This window comes from Pseudomonas gessardii, assembly GCF_001983165.1.
Taxonomy (GTDB): domain Bacteria; phylum Pseudomonadota; class Gammaproteobacteria; order Pseudomonadales; family Pseudomonadaceae; genus Aquipseudomonas; species Aquipseudomonas gessardii.
The window spans coordinates 1-14,699 of record NZ_MNPU01000077.1 but is presented as its reverse complement, the minus strand read 5'-3'; the positions used below and the strand labels follow the sequence as shown (position 1 = coordinate 14,699).

Sequence of the window (14,699 nt, the reverse complement as noted above, 5' to 3'; positions counted from 1 at the left end):
TAGGAACGGCGTTGTGGCTGCATGAAAGACCCTCTTAAAAGGCTAGAAGTGGTGTCCACTTAAATAGGTGGACACCATCGCCTTTGGCGGTGGGGTCAGAAAGGTGTGTTTGCTGGCCGGTTACGGTATTCGGCCATCGTGCCAAACCCTGACTGATGATTGTCGATGCCGGACAGCAACATCGAGCGGCTCAACGAACACGTCGGCCCGGCATAGAAGTCCCCCAGGCGGACGCCTTCCTGCGCCAATTGCTGCAGGTTCGGCGTGGCGATTTCACCGCCAAAGGGTTGGGTGTCGGAAAAGCCCAGGTCATCGGCAACGATCAGCAAGACATTGGGACGTTTCGCCCCTTCTGCCTGGCAGATCAGTGATGCCATCGACAGGAACAGCAACCACACAAAACGCGAAAGCTTGCACATGGATTCACCTTATTATTGTTGGTTTTATTGATCGAAGCAGGCCCCTCTGGCCATTGGCACAACCCTCTCAGACATCCAGTACGACACGCTCGCCCACCCGACGCACCGCGACGGGAACCAATTGCGCCCCTTTGCAGGGCCCATCGATACAGGCGCCATCCTTGAAACGAAACATCGCGCTGTGGTGAGCACACATCAACAGGTTGCCTTGATAGGTGCAGAACCGTTGCGGGTGATAGTTGAGCGGCACCGAAAAGTGCGGGCAGCGATTGATGTACACCCACACCTCCCGGCCCTGGCGCACCGCCACCAGGCCCGAGGGGTGCAGGTGCTGATGCCCGGGCAACCCCAGGGCACCGCCATCGGCGATGTCTTCCAACTGGCACAACGTGATGCCGCTCATGTCGGGTCCTGAAGGTGTGGGTTGCCCAGGCTCCAATGCCAAGGGCGGATCTGCAGCGAGGCAAACAACCCGCCCTGGACATAGGGGTCGTCCTGAACGAATGCTTTCACGTCGGCCAGGCTGCCGGCTTCGATGACCAAGAGCGTGCCGTTCATGTTGACACCGCCGTCATCGAGGGTCGGCCCACCAAACCGCACCACCACCCGATGTGCCTGGGTTGCCCGCAAGTGCGCTTGATGACTGGGGCGCAATCGCTGGCGCAAGGCCAGGGAGTCGGGGTGGTCAGAGGCGAATATCGCAAACAGCTGCGCCATGGCTTACTCGGCCTCCATGACAAATTCATAACTCGCACGCTTGAACGGCAAGGCGATCCCCAGTCGGGAGGACACATCGTCATGGGTCACCCGATCTTCATAGATCACCTGCAAGGACTGTTTGACGCCAAACACCGCGTCAGACTCCAGGTACGGATCATCCCGATTGAACAAGTGGGTCACCAGTGTGCGATAGCCCGGTTGCTCAATCAGGAAATGCAGGTGCGCGGGGCGCCATGGGTGGCGGTTGGCAGCCTTGAGCATGCGGCCGACGGGGCCGTCGGTGGGGATCGGATAACACACCGGGACTATCGTGCAGATCGCAAAATAGCCATCGGCATCGGTGCGGTAACGCCCTCGCAGGTTGCCCAAAGGCTGCTCTGGATCCTGGCCCGAATACATGCCATTTTCAGCCGTCTGCCAAACGTCCAGCACGGCACCGGCCAGGGGGTTGCCATGGGCGTCCACCACACGCCCGCGCACCAGTGCCCTCTGGCCCGGGGTGAATGCCATGTTTTCGCCGTAGGCCCGCTCAGGCATGCCTTCGATATAGAACGGCCCGAACACCGTGGTTTGCGTGGCATCGATGCTGTGTCGGTGGTTGATCGCATCGACCAGCATCGACACACCGAGGGTATCGGACAACAGAATAAATTCCTGGCGCACCTGGCCATCGCACATGTGCCCGGTGTCCGTCAGGAAGCGGATCCCGTCCAGCCATTCGCGCTCGGTCAGTTCAACCTCGCGGACAAACCCATGCAGATGGCGAACAAGGCTGTGCATGATCTGCTTGAAGCGCGCATCGGGGGTATTGTCGAAACTGTTCAGCACCTGCTGGGAAATCTGCGCCTCAAGGTCGGTGTTGTGATCGCTCATTGTGGTTACTCCGAAATGACTGAGAAGACGCCACCTGTGATCAATCGGCTGGCGCCAGTCCGTTCCTGGCCCGCGTCAACAGCGCCTCGATGGGCTGGCGCTCGAACGGTCGCGGGTTGTAGTACGGGCTGGCACAGGCGATTTGCGCCGCTTCGGCCGGTCCGTGCTCAGGCAGGCCGATTTCAGCCAGGGCCAGGGGAACCCCCAGTTGTTGGTTCAAGGCGTACAACAGTTCCCCCACCTCTGCGGCCTCATTGCCCCCCAAGGCACGGGCAGCCCGCTGTAAAGGTCCAGCAGCCGCCTGCCGGTTGTAATGCGCGGCATGGGGCAGGACGATCGCGTGAGCCTGGGCATGGGGCAGGTTGAACGTCCCGCCCAGGGTATGGCAAAGCTTATGGTGCAGGGCCATCCCCACCGACCCCAGGCAAATACCGGCCAACCACGCCCCATACAACGCCTGGCTGCGGGCGTGTGGGTCATTGGGGTCCTTGACCACGCCCGGCAAGGCCTGCGCCAGGGAGCGAATGGACTCCTCGGCCATAAAGCCGATGATCGGGTTAGCGTCTTCGGCATACAACGCTTCCACCGCATGGGCCATGGCGTTCATGCCGGAGCACGCGCTAATCTGCGTTGGCAGGCTCAGTGTCAGTTGCGGGTCGTAGATGACGGTCTTGGGTAAAACCCTGGGATCGCGCCCGGTTTTCTTCAAGCGATTTTCGGTCAGCCCGTAAATCGGGGTCATTTCCGAACCCGCATAGGTCGTCGGCACGGCGACGATCGGCAAGCCCGACTCCATCGCAATCGCCTTGCCCAGGCCAATGGTCGAGCCGCCGCCAATGGCTACGCAGCAATCGGCCCCAAGACGGGCCGCCTCCAGGCGCGCCGCTTGCGCCACCTCCAGTGGCACATGCATCACCGCCTTGGGATAGATACCGGCCGCACGCTCCCCCAGCAGCGCCGCTACCCGCTCGCCAAGCCCCTGTTGTTCCGGCGTGGTGAGAATCAGCGCGCGCTTGGCCCCCAGACGCTCGATCTCTTCGGCCAGCGCCGAGAGCTTGCCCCAGCCGAACACCACACGGGTCGGCAGGCTTTGGTACACAAAAGAATGCATGGCAAACCTCAGCGTTTGAAGTGAGGAGGGATTTTGGCGTCGACATTGACCCAGACCGATCGCGCCTCGGTGTAATCATGGATCGCCTCAAAGCCCATTTCCCGGCCGTAGCCCGATTGGCCGACGCCACCAAAGGGGCTGCCGGGGCTGACGCGCTTGTAGCAGTTGATCCAGCACATACCGGCGTGGATGGCATTGGCCATTTTGTGGGCCCGGGTCAGGTCCTGCGTCCACAGGCCGCTCCCCAGCCCGTACTCGGTGCTATTGGCGATGGCCAGCGCCTCTTCATCGGTGCTGAAACGCATGACCGTGACGAAGGGGCCGAACACCTCCTCCTGGCACACGCGGTCCTCAGGCGACGCCTCGATAACCGTCGGCTGCACATAGAAGCCGTTGGCCAATGCCGGATCATCGGGCGCCTTGCCACCGGTGAGGATTTTGCCGCCCTGCGCCAGCGCAATATCGACATAAGCCAGCACGCGGTCACGGTGCAGGGCCGAGGTCAATGGCCCCATTTCGGTCGCCGGGTCCATCGGGTCGCCCAGGCGAATGGATTCGGCCAGCGCGATAAAACGCTCAAGAAAGCGCTCGGCAATATTCTTGTGCAGAATCAGGCGCGAACCGGCAATGCAGGCCTGGCCCTGGTTGTGAAAGATCGCCCAGGCGGCGCCGTTGACCGCCGCGTCCAGATTGGCATCTTCAAACACAATGTTGGCGCCCTTGCCGCCCAGTTCCAGCTGAATGCGCTTGAGGTTGCCGGTTGACGCCTCCACGATCCGGCGACCGGTCGATGTCGACCCGGTAAAGGCAATCTTGCCCACACCCGGGTGCTCTGCCAGGGCCTGGCCGGCGGTATGGCCATAACCCGGCACAACGTTGACCACGCCCTTGGGGAACCCCACCTCGGTCATCAGCTCGACAATGCGCAAGGTCGATAGCGGCGTGATTTCAGAGGGTTTGATAACGATGGTGTTGCCGGCCGCCAGGGCCGGCCCCATTTTCCAACTGGTGAACATCAGCGGAAAGTTCCACGGCACGATCTGCCCGACCACACCGATCGGCTTGCGCTGCACATAATTGAGGAACCCGGCCTCCACTGGAATCACGGCGCCTTCGATCTTGTCGGCCATCCCCCCGAAGTAGCGGAAACAGGCCGCCGTACGCGGCACATCGAGGCCCCGGGAATCACGAATCGGGTGGCCGGTGTTCAGCGACTCAAGCTGCGCCAGTTCTTCAGCGCATGCTTCGATCCTGTCCGCCAGCTTGAGCAACAAGCGCCCGCGCTCGGCGGCGCCCAGCGCCGCCCAGGGCGCAAACGCACGCTGGGCGGCGGCGACGGCAAGATCGATGTCAGCTGCTTCGGCGGCGGCGACACGGGTGATCAACGAACCGTCATGGGGCGACACCACGTCAATGGTGCCACCGGCGAGCGCATCCACGAATCGGCCATCGATATAGAGCTTATTTTGCATAATACTTTCCTCACACCGTGCCACCGGCACAGCGTCTGACGACGTGATTCTGGAGAACATGGCCCGGCAGGTGCCGGGCCAGGCGCGAAGCCCTAGAACTCGATCGGGTAGGGTTTGAGCTCGCCGCTTTCATAGCGTTGCGGCAGATCGGGGGTCGCGTTTTCCCACACCAGCAGCATTGAGCGCTTGGTCGAATACCCCTGGTGACGGATGTCTGCCGGCATGGCGCAGATATCGCCGGCGCGCATGGTGATGCGGGCTCGCGGGCTGCCGTCCTCCTTGTCGCCCACGTCCCAGATGATTTCGTCGGACAGTTGCAGGAACCACTCGACCCGGTCATTGCCATGGAACACCGGCAGGATGAACTCCTCCGTCGTTGGGCAAAACAGGCTGGCCTTGCACACCGAGGTCACCGAGGGGTTCCAGGTCACATCGGAACGCGACAGGTACTTGAACAGGCTGAAGGCATGCAGTTGCCCCTCGAAACCCGCGGCGGCATGCACTTGTGGTTCGTCCTGGTCCACATCGCTGAATTGACGGTTGACCGGCAGGTCGTTACGCAGTGGCGAATCATCCGCCAGCCCGGGCATGCGCTTGGTGGCAATGCGAAAACGCTCGATGGCCTCGATGTTGTGACCGTTCTTGCGCCCGAATGCGGTTCCGGTTTCTTCCGGTGCCGCGAACGGATCGAAGGTGGCATTGGTCCAGTCGTACAAAATGGCTTTGAAGGTCGCCATGATCAACGGCGTTTCAAAATTCTCGGTGTAATTGACGCCCGCCGCCTTGAGCGTGCCATTGAATGTACCGGCGTACAGATCGACTTTGCCGTAATAATTGCGGGTCCCGATAACGTGGTCGAAGTTGACCCAGCCGTAGAAAAAGCCCCAGGCCACGTCTCGCATCATGGCGCGCAAAAAGGCGTCGATGGGCATCAGGTGCGAGCGGGTCTGCCCCTTGGCGGGCCAGGTAATCCGGGCAAAGTATTCATCGCGTGACAGCTCGAAGGCGCCAAGCGTAAAGGTGCAATAGCCGGTGACCGCATGGGGCGCGCTGGCCTGGACGTCGTGGTCGGCAAAGGATGGCAGGTCGACAGTTTTTTCAAGCATGGCCATGACGGCATTCCTCTTATTGGGCTGATGGCGCTTGTCACAAGGCAACAAGGCAGGTCACTGCAGGCAGATGTCTGCCCACTTCTCGACCGACAACACGCCCTTGATGGTTTGCTGCAAGATCACCCCCGGGTGGCGGCTGTCGAAGCGGTATGCCGTGCCGGCGGGCAGCACACACTGGTGACCCCGCTTGAGCAGCACATACCCCATCGGTTTGCCCGCCGGCAGCTCGCCGGCCAATTGCGTGCCCTCGCCGGCGGTCAACGGCGCATCGAGCTTGAGAAAATCCACGCGGACCTCGCCATCCATGACAATGGCGAATTCGTCGTGCGCGGCCGTGAACCAAGGCGACTGGCCTTCGGCACGCAGGGTTTCAATGACGTAGCCGAGGTTGAGGCCGACCACGACTTTTTCGTAAGGCGCGGACTTTTGCGCCACTTCAAAAATATTTGAAAAGGCATAGTGACTGGCCTGGCCCTTGATGATTTCAACCGAGCCTTTGTCGTATTTGTCCAGCGAGCCGAAGATCGTTTCGATTGCAGTGCTACCCATGGTGTTCACCGTCTTGTTGTTGTCACAGTGGGTCAACGATACGTCGCACATCCCTTGGCAACAATGACTGCACCGGCGACAACAGTGTTCGCCAAACGCAAACACTGGCAGGCCAGGCACCTCACTAACGCACCCAGCCGCGCGCCAGCAAAGGCTTGTCCCAGCAAGGCTCGTCACCGAAGTTTTCCACCAGGAAATCAATCAGCGTGCGCACCTTCAAAGCCCGGCGCTGGGTCGCCGGATACACGGCGGAAAAGTTGAAGGATGACAACGCGTATTCAGGCAGGACCGGGATCAGCCGGCCACTGAGCAAGTCATCGCTTGCCACCAGTGTCGGCAAGCAAACAATACACACCCCGGTTGCCGCGTAGTCGCGCAGCAAATGCACCGAATTGGAGCGCACCTGGCCCGGCAGGCTCAGTTCCACCTGCTCATTGTCGGCGGTGAAGATCCAGCGGTTACGTGACGGATAGCCCTCGTACAAGGCGATCTTGTGTTGCAGCAGTTCTTGCGGGTGCCTGGGCGCGCCGAACTCGGCGACATAATCGGGCGACATACAAAACAAGCGGCGCACGCTGAACAGCTTGCGCTCGATCAGGGTCTCGGCCATGGGCGGGAACATCTGGAAGGCCACATCGAAGCCCTCTTCGATCGGGTCCACCACCCGGTCGTTGACGATGACGTCGACCTCGATGTCCGGGTACAACCCGGTGAACTCGGCCAACATCCTGCCGAAATGACCGATGGCAAAGCCAGGCAGCATCTGCACGCGCAATTTGCCGGTGGGCTTGGCGCGCAACTCGCGCATGTGCTCGGTCAGCGAGTTGAAGCTGGCGACCATATCCGCGCATTCCTTGTAGTACGTCTCGCCCACCTCGGAGAGCCGCACATGCCGTGTACTGCGATGGAACAGCGGGGCATTGATGAACTGTTCCAGTTGTTGAATACGGTGGGTGATCACCGAGCGGGTCACGCCCAGTTGCAGGGCTGCCTTGGCGAAGTTGCCGGTCTCGGCCACACGCACAAAGGCTTCGACACTGAGTAAACGGTCCATGGGGTAGGTTCTCTGGCGGCTTTTGTTCTTATAGGAACGGCGAGGTTAGCCTGCTAACCCCTTTCCACTCCACCACCTTGGCACACGCTACGTTTGCCCCGGGACCGACAAGCGCCGCTGCATGGGGAAAACCTGCCAACCCAGGCGTTCGCTGATCAGGCCCCAGACACCTTGCGGCGCCTTGAGCATCATCACCACCGCCACCACACCCAGGATAATCATGTACAAGGCCCCGAACTGGGCCAGGCAACCACGCAACAGGAAGTAAATCAGCGTACCGATCAAAGGCCCCTCCAAGGTGCCGATGCCGCCAATGATGACGATAAAGATCACCACCGCGGTCCAGTCCTGCAGGCTGAACGCGGCATCCGGTGAAATGCGCAGCTTTTGCAGGAAGATCAGCGCCCCGATCACCCCCGTGCACCCGGCGGCCAGTACATACACCATCAACTTGACCCGGAAGGTGTTGACCCCCAGGCTGCCGGACGCCGGCTCGGAATCGCGAATCGAAGCCAGGGCCAGGCCCTGTCGCGAACGCAGCAACAAAAACACCACCGCCACCGCTGCAATCGCAATGGCCAGTGCCGTGAAGTAGACCAGCATTTCGCGCTCGTCCCGGTCACTGCCGATCTGGCGCACGATGGCGGCGGGCAGGCTTTGCCCGGAACCGCCACCGAAATGGCTGATCTGCGCCAACCCCAAGCGAAAGACTTCCGCCACAACCCAGGTCCCAATTGCGAAATAGGCACCGCGCAAGCGAAACACGATCAGCGCCGTGGGAATCGCCAGCAAGGCCACCAACACACCGGAGAGCAAAACCGCGAACAATGGCGGCACCCCCACGTGCATGGACAACATAAACAACAGATAGCCGCCCAGCCCGACGAACGCCTGCTGCCCCACCGAGACCAGGCCTGCGTAGCCGGCCAGCAGATTCCACATTTGCGCCAGGGCCAGGTAATAGGCGAACTCGATGACCAGCCGCAGGCTGGAACGCTCGGCCCAGAACGGCGCACTGATCAACACCACGACACAGATGCCCAGCAGGGACAAGCCGATCAGGCTGCTGGTGGTGCTTCTGTGTACTCGATAGCCGGGCGCAGGATTATTCAGGGCATTCATCAGTCGACACTCCGAGGGAACAGGCCACGCGGGCGCACGACCAGGATCAGCAGAAACACCAGGTGACCGGCGAGGATTTGCCAGCCGGGATCGATTTTGGCGCCCAGGGTCTGGGCCACACCGAGAATCACCCCGCCGGCCAGGGTGCCCCAGAGGCTGCCCAACCCGCCAATGATCACCGCTTCAAAACCGTACAACAGCCGCGCCGGCCCTACCGTGGGGTCGAAACTGGTGCGAATCGCCAGGAACACCCCGGCAATCGACACCACGGCCATGGCCAGCGCCATGGCCAGGCCGAAGATATGCCTGTTGTCGACCCCCATCAGGCGCGCCGTTTGCGGGTCATCGGAAGTGGCACGAAATGCCCGGCCGAGCGCGGTTCTGTAGAACAGCAATTGCAGGCTGGCGATGATCAACAACGCACTGCCAAACACGATGAGCGGCATCAGCCCCACGTTCAGACTGCCCAGGCTGACACTGGCGACCTCAAGCTCGCCCTGGGACAACTTCTGGCTGTCGGCGCTGAAAAACTCCAGCAGCGCGTTTTGTACGATGATCGACAGACCAAAGGTCACCAGCAGTGGCGGCAGAATGTCCTGGCCGAGTGTGCGGTTGAGCAACAACCGTTGCAGCAGATAGCCGAAACAGAACATCAGCGGCACCACCACCAGCAAACTGGCCAGGGGGCTGAACCCCAGGTGATTGACCACCACCAGCGCCAGGTAAGAGGCCAGTACGATAAAGTCGCCATGGGCGATATTGACCAGGCGCATGATGCCGAACATCAACGACAGCCCCACCGCGAACATCGCGTAGAGGCCACCCAGCAACACGCCCTGCAGCAATGCATTGAGCCATTCCATAACTAGATCCCGAAGTACGCGGTTTTGATATGTGCCGGATCCACCTCTGCCGGGCGACCGCTCAGGGACACACGCCCTTCCTGGAAGCAATAGAAGCGGTCGCAGACACTCAAGGCCTGATTGATATCCTGCTCGACCAGAATCACCGTGGTGCCGTCGGCCTTGATCGAGGGCAGTGCCGCATAGATATCCTTGATCGTGGTCGGCGCCAGGCCCAGGCTGATCTCGTCGCACAACAGCAGGGACGGGTTAGCCATCAAGCCCCGGCCAATCGCCACCATTTGCTGCTGGCCGCCGGACAGGGCAGTGCCAGGGCGCTTGCGCAGTTGCTCCAGCACCGGGAACAACTGATAGATCCGCGCCAGTGTCCACGGCCCGGGCCGCCGGCTGTAGGCGCCGATCAAGAGGTTTTCCTCGACACTCAACGACGGGAACAGCTTTCTGCCTTCCGGCACCAACGCAATGCCTCGCTCAAGCACTTGATTGGCCGCCATATCGCCAATGGCCTGGCCCATGAACTTAATGGCGCCGGGCTGATTTTTGATCAGGCCGGCCAACGAGCGCAGGAACGTCGACTTGCCCGCACCGTTCGAGCCGATGATCGCCACGGTTTCGCCCTGCGCAAGGGTCAGGTTGATATCGAACAGCGCCTGAAAGTCGCCGTAACCGGCACTCAGTTGTTCAACGCACAACACCGTTGAAGAGATCGGCATGGTTCAGCTCCCGATACCCAGATAGATGCTCTGGACCTGGGGGTCGGCCATCACGCTGCGCGGCTCCCCTTCCGCCAGCTTGGCCCCGAAGTTGATCACCGTCAGACGGCTGACCACCGCCAGCAACGCATGCACGATGTGTTCGATCCAGATGATGGCGACGCCCGCCTTATGGATGCCCTGGATGGTTTCCACCAACGCCAGGCATTCCGGTTCGGTCAGCCCGCCAGCGATTTCATCGAGGAGCAACAGGCGCGGTTGGGTCGACAAGGCACGCGCCATTTCCAGGCGTTTGCGCTCAAGCAGGGTCAATGAGCCCGCCAGTACGTTGGCCTTGGGGATCAGGCCTGTCAGCTCCAGGATCTGGACGCACCATTGGTTGGCGTCCTGATGGCTCAAGCGCCCGCCAAAGGTGGCGCCGACCAGCAGGTTCTCGAACACGGTCATTTTTACGAACGGATGCGGGATCTGATGGGAGCGGCCAATGCCTTGGTGGCAACGTTTGAATACGGGCTCGCGGGTAACGTTGCGGCCCTCGAAATGGATCGTGCCGCTGTCGGCCGCGACGCCTCCGGCAATCAGGTTGAACAGCGTGCTTTTACCGGCACCGTTGGGCCCTATGATGCCCAGGGCTTCACCCGGTTGCAGGGCCAGACTCATTGCCTGCGTCACCTTCACCGCCCCATAGCTTTTATGCACATCGTTCATGTGTAGAAGTGGCTGTTGCATGGTGCACCCGCTTTTGTTGGAGCGATCAATACGTAATGGCCTGCATCTCGCCACCCAGGGGGATGCCCGGTGCGGTGGCGTTGCTGGTCACGATCAGGTCGTATTGCTGGTCTTTGCCCAAGCGCCACTGGCCGCTGACCAGGGGGGTCTTGGCGACGTTCTTCACCGGCCCGTCGCGCCAGTTGATCGGCCCGACCACCGTATTGAGCCGGGTCTTGAGCAAGGCATCCCGCACGGCGTGAGGGTTACCGAGTTCCTCGGTACGCTTGAGGATGTCCACTGCCAGTTCAAACAGGGCATGCACAAAACCCAGCGGTTGCGTCCACTGCTTGCCCGTTGCCCGGGTAAAGTCCTGAGCCAACTGTGCGGCGTTGGCGCCGGTCAGCGAGGAACTGAACGGATGCGTCGGGCTCCACCAGATTTCGGTCGACAGGTTGTTACCGGCCTTGCCCAGCGCCTCGACCGCCGTGGGAAACAACAAGGCCTTGCCGACCGATACCACTTTGGGCTTGAAACCTTGCTGGCGGGCCTGGGTCCAGAAGGTGTTCAGGTCTGGGGGAATGACCACCCCCGTGACGATTTCCACCTCAGCGCGCTTGAACGCGGCGATCTGTGCCGAAAAGTCATCAGTCAGGCTTTGAAAGCGCCCGGGATCGATCAGCCGCAAGCCCTTCTGCGCCAACACCGGCGGGAAGCCTGACTGGGCGTCGCCCCACGCATTGCCGTCACCGTCGTTGGGGAACAGGCCCCCCACGGACTTGTTGGTCGGCATGCCCTCCCACATTGCGGTGTACGTGCCGATGACATCTTCCAACCCCCAGAAGAAGTGGTAGGTCCACTCGAACCCTTGATCGCGCTGACCACCACGGGTAAAGAACCAGGGCTGCCACGGCGCGACCGTGGAAATACAGGGGATTTCGTTGATTTCACATTGATCGCAAACTGGGTTGGTGGTTTCCGGCGTTGACGACACCAGCATCAGGTCCACCTGGTCAGACAGAATCAGCTCACTCGCCACCTCTGCCGCTCGGTTGGGGTTGGACTGGCTGTCCTTGACCAGCACCTCCAGGCGATAGGCCTTGCCGGAAACGTCGAGCGTATTCTTCAACAAGCGCTTGAGCGATTCGATGATGTACTGATCGGCCGCCGCAAAGGGTGCCAAGGGGCCGGTCTGCGGGCTGACATAGCCGATTTTGATCACCCGTTCGCCGCCCACGGCGAAGCTCAATGGCAGGCTCGACAACGCCGCACCACCGGTCACAACGCCGGCGGCCCCCAGGAAATCACGGCGCGAGAAGTCTCGGCCAAACAGTTTTTTATCATTGTTATCTGTCATGTCGTACTCCAAAACGGCTGCGTATCAGCAACGTCCGGGCGCTCAAAAGCGCAGCGTGCAGGTATAACCAACATGCCGGGGCAGATGCTTTACGCAAGTGGACGGTTTAGAAAAAGAAACTGACGTTGCATTCACCGCGCTCGGTTGTACGTCAGGCTACAAGCCCGCGATTACCCCAACAATTCTCTTCTCGGCGACTACAGTGTTTGCGAATCCAGAACAATCGATTGACCTGCCCGAGGTCACTGACAACGACAAAGGGGCGAGGCCGAATCTCTCATTCGCCCTCGCCCCTCTCTGGATACCAACCGCCACGTTCTTACCGACCCACCGGGCGATATCAGACCAGCGTCAAGGTCACCTTGATATTGCCCTGTGTCGCATTGGAATAAGGGCACACGATATGAGCCTTCTCCACCAGGCGTTCGGCCACATCGCGCGGCATCCCGGGCAGCGAGATCTTCAGTTCGACTTCAATGCCAAACCCGGTGGGAATAGGACCAATCCCAACATAGCCGTCGATAAGGGTATCGGCCGGCAACTTCACCTTGTCGTTGGCAGCCACAAAACCCAGTGCGCCCAGGAAGCAGGCCGAATAACCCGCCGCGAATAACTGCTCCGGGTTACTGCCCGCCGCTCCGTTACCGCCCAGGGTCTTGGGCATTGTCAGCTTTACATCGAGCACCCGATCTTCGGTAAAGGCTCGCCCTTCTCTGCCGCCACTGGCCTGGGCATGCGCGACATATAACGTTTTTTCAACTGGCATATAAACTCCACCATCAGATACAACGGTTTTAAATGGCTTGCCAAGCGTCAAACACACTTACCTGGCACGCCCCATGACCTCTTCCAGCCGGGCAATCAACTGGGCCTCAGACACTTCGCCAACGGCCAGCAATGTCCGCTCGCCTTTTCGTTCAACCAGGATGCTGGGGAACGCATTGATCCCCCAACTGCGGCAACTCTTGAACTCCTGCTCCACCCGTCTTTTCATCATGGGCGACTCGAACAGCAATACGAACTCGGAAAAGTTCAAACCCAGGTCACAGATACTGCGATAAAACTCCACCTGCGTCGGGTCCTGGCCTTCAACATAAAACTTGTATTGAACCGCCTTGAAGAAATCCAACACGGTGAACGTTTCAAGTTCCTGCAGTTCAATCATCATGGCGGCAGTGACCACCGCGCGGCAGGCCGGCTCCGTGTCGTAGTTAAACGTGTCTCTGGACAATAAGTCCCCGCCGAACGGTTGACCGGTCACTTGCTGGATATGCGCCCACTCGTTTCTCAAGAATGCCTTGAAGGGTTCTGTCCATGGGTCGCCACCGCCGGCACGCAGGCCACCGACCGTCAAAACAAAAGCGATGCCTTGTGCTGAACAATACGCAGCCAGACCTTCAATGACCGGGGAAATCCCCCAGCACCAGGAACACATCGGATCACCGATATAGTGCACGACATATTCGGTTTGCTTTTTGCCTAGCGTCAAACCAGGGGTACTTGCCTCGCCATCAACTGAACAGGTGCGCGATTCAGTATCACATTTAATCATTGCAGCCCCTCAGCGCTTATATATCCACAAACCTGAAATCAATTAACGTTGCTTGGGCAAGGTTAATTCACAATCAGCACTTGAAAAATATATAAAAACTTAAAGGACTAATAAGCTTTGTTGAAATATAGGGTGCCATCGCCAGCCGGCGCCGACGATGCCCCGGCCCTCAATTCCGCGGGCTGTGCCGGTCGATCAGTTCACGCAAGACTTCCTTGAGGGCCTCGATCTTCTTCGCCTCGAAGGGGGCCAGAATTTCACGCTCGTGTTTCTCGGCCAAGGCCACCAGGCCGCTGACCAGGCGTCGCCCCGTAGGCGTGACACGCACCAGGGTATAGCGGCGATCGTCAAGGCTGGTGGAACGTTCGACATACCGCTGCGACTCAAGCCGGGTCAGCAGCCGGGTGACGGTCGGCTGCTTGCTTACCGTGGTCTGGGCAAGGGCGCTAATGGTCATGGCCCCATCACTGGCCAACGTCGACAACACGCGCCACTCCAGCACCGAGAGCCCGTGCTGCTCGACGATGGCATGAAACTGGGTGGAGACCAGGTACCAGGCCTGGCCGAGCAATGCGGGCAAATAATTATCAACAAACGCCTTTGTTCTAGCCATTCCAATCGCCGCCTCGTCCTCTTCCTGAACCGGCGACGATTCTAGCCTCTTTGACGGCGGCGGGGGGGAATTACCCGTACCCCGCGACATGCCTCAAGGCCTCCCGGACAGCAGCGGGCAGGCAATCACTGGCCGTGGACGACTCATGGCACAAACTCCTGGCTGGGCTCGACTGACGGCTCCTCGACGGGGCCAATATCCTCGAAACGAGCCGACTGTTGCGGGCGGCGATTGATCCGCAGGTCAAAGATGTCAAAGCGGTTGTAATGACCGGCGATGTCGTGCATTTGCCGAGGCTGGATGCAGCGCGACAGGTCGATATCGGCGTAGACAATGTAGTGGTCAACTAATTCCGGACACCTCGATAGGTGGTTTCGACGCCATCGCCCGCTCGTAAACGGTCGGTGGCAGATATCCCAGTTTCGAGTGCAGCCGCTCGTTGTTGTAAAACCCAACGATGT

The 14,699-nt window shown here is 60.2% G+C and carries 17 protein-coding genes and 1 pseudogene; all 18 read right to left on the bottom strand.

What is annotated here, in order from left to right; translation table 11 throughout:
• Nucleotides 1-95: 95 nt before the first annotated feature.
• Nucleotides 96-377, bottom strand: a complete 282-nt coding sequence (locus BLL38_RS28615) for a sulfatase-like hydrolase/transferase (RefSeq protein WP_207303169.1) — start codon at nucleotides 375-377, stop codon at nucleotides 96-98.
• Nucleotides 378-486: 109 nt separating this feature from the next.
• Entirely contained in the window at nucleotides 487-822 is a 336-nt protein-coding gene (locus BLL38_RS28610) for a Rieske (2Fe-2S) protein (RefSeq protein ID WP_076965232.1), read from the bottom strand.
• Nucleotides 819-1,136: a YciI family protein gene (locus tag BLL38_RS28605; RefSeq protein ID WP_076965231.1), complete on the bottom strand. Its 318-nt coding sequence runs from the start codon at nucleotides 1,134-1,136 to the stop codon at nucleotides 819-821. The genes BLL38_RS28610 and BLL38_RS28605 overlap by 4 nt, the downstream gene beginning before the upstream one ends.
• A 3-nt stretch (nucleotides 1,137-1,139) precedes the next feature.
• A complete protein-coding gene (locus tag BLL38_RS28600) occupies nucleotides 1,140-2,012 on the bottom strand; it encodes an intradiol ring-cleavage dioxygenase (protein WP_076965230.1) in 873 nt (290 codons plus the stop codon).
• 40 nt (nucleotides 2,013-2,052) lie between these two features.
• Complete coding sequence (locus BLL38_RS28595) at nucleotides 2,053-3,123, bottom strand: maleylacetate reductase (RefSeq protein WP_076965229.1); 1,071 nt, start codon at nucleotides 3,121-3,123, stop codon at nucleotides 2,053-2,055.
• Between the two features lie 8 nt (nucleotides 3,124-3,131).
• Complete coding sequence (locus BLL38_RS28590) at nucleotides 3,132-4,595, bottom strand: aldehyde dehydrogenase family protein (RefSeq protein WP_076965228.1); 1,464 nt, start codon at nucleotides 4,593-4,595, stop codon at nucleotides 3,132-3,134.
• A 92-nt stretch (nucleotides 4,596-4,687) separates the two neighbouring features.
• Nucleotides 4,688-5,707: a hydroxyquinol 1,2-dioxygenase gene (locus tag BLL38_RS28585; RefSeq protein ID WP_076965227.1), complete on the bottom strand. Its 1,020-nt coding sequence runs from the start codon at nucleotides 5,705-5,707 to the stop codon at nucleotides 4,688-4,690.
• A 54-nt stretch (nucleotides 5,708-5,761) separates the two neighbouring features.
• Nucleotides 5,762-6,256 carry a cupin domain-containing protein gene (locus tag BLL38_RS28580; RefSeq protein WP_076965234.1) on the bottom strand — a complete coding sequence of 165 codons (495 nt, stop codon included), beginning with the start codon at nucleotides 6,254-6,256 and terminating at the stop codon, nucleotides 5,762-5,764.
• A gap of 124 nt (nucleotides 6,257-6,380) precedes the next feature.
• Entirely contained in the window at nucleotides 6,381-7,310 is a 930-nt protein-coding gene (locus BLL38_RS28575) for a LysR family transcriptional regulator (protein ID WP_076965226.1), read from the bottom strand.
• Nucleotides 7,311-7,397: 87 nt separating this feature from the next.
• On the bottom strand, nucleotides 7,398-8,432 hold the full coding sequence (locus BLL38_RS28570; protein WP_076965225.1) for a branched-chain amino acid ABC transporter permease: 1,035 nt from the start codon (nucleotides 8,430-8,432) through the stop codon (nucleotides 7,398-7,400).
• Nucleotides 8,432-9,295 carry a branched-chain amino acid ABC transporter permease gene (locus BLL38_RS28565; RefSeq protein WP_076965224.1) on the bottom strand — a complete coding sequence of 288 codons (864 nt, stop codon included), beginning with the start codon at nucleotides 9,293-9,295 and terminating at the stop codon, nucleotides 8,432-8,434. Before BLL38_RS28565 ends, BLL38_RS28570 begins: the two co-directional genes overlap by 1 nt.
• 2 nt (nucleotides 9,296-9,297) lie before the next feature.
• Complete coding sequence (locus tag BLL38_RS28560; protein ID WP_083743133.1) at nucleotides 9,298-9,990, bottom strand: ABC transporter ATP-binding protein; 693 nt, start codon at nucleotides 9,988-9,990, stop codon at nucleotides 9,298-9,300.
• A 21-nt stretch (nucleotides 9,991-10,011) separates the two neighbouring features.
• Nucleotides 10,012-10,668: an ABC transporter ATP-binding protein gene (locus tag BLL38_RS28555; protein ID WP_244902332.1), complete on the bottom strand. Its 657-nt coding sequence runs from the start codon at nucleotides 10,666-10,668 to the stop codon at nucleotides 10,012-10,014.
• Nucleotides 10,669-10,762: 94 nt separating this feature from the next.
• On the bottom strand, nucleotides 10,763-12,073 hold the full coding sequence (locus BLL38_RS28550; protein WP_076965221.1) for an ABC transporter substrate-binding protein: 1,311 nt from the start codon (nucleotides 12,071-12,073) through the stop codon (nucleotides 10,763-10,765).
• Between the two features lie 340 nt (nucleotides 12,074-12,413).
• The gene (locus BLL38_RS28545) at nucleotides 12,414-12,839 is read right to left on the bottom strand and encodes an organic hydroperoxide resistance protein (protein ID WP_076965220.1); all 426 of its coding nucleotides are present in this window, start codon (nucleotides 12,837-12,839) and stop codon (nucleotides 12,414-12,416) included.
• Nucleotides 12,840-12,896: 57 nt separating this feature from the next.
• Nucleotides 12,897-13,625: a DsbA family protein gene (locus tag BLL38_RS28540; protein WP_076965219.1), complete on the bottom strand. Its 729-nt coding sequence runs from the start codon at nucleotides 13,623-13,625 to the stop codon at nucleotides 12,897-12,899.
• 169 nt (nucleotides 13,626-13,794) lie between these two features.
• On the bottom strand, nucleotides 13,795-14,238 hold the full coding sequence (locus BLL38_RS28535) for a MarR family winged helix-turn-helix transcriptional regulator (protein WP_076965218.1): 444 nt from the start codon (nucleotides 14,236-14,238) through the stop codon (nucleotides 13,795-13,797).
• A 143-nt stretch (nucleotides 14,239-14,381) separates the two neighbouring features.
• A pseudogene (locus tag BLL38_RS31295) lies at nucleotides 14,382-14,699 on the bottom strand (hypothetical protein); the annotation flags it as partial.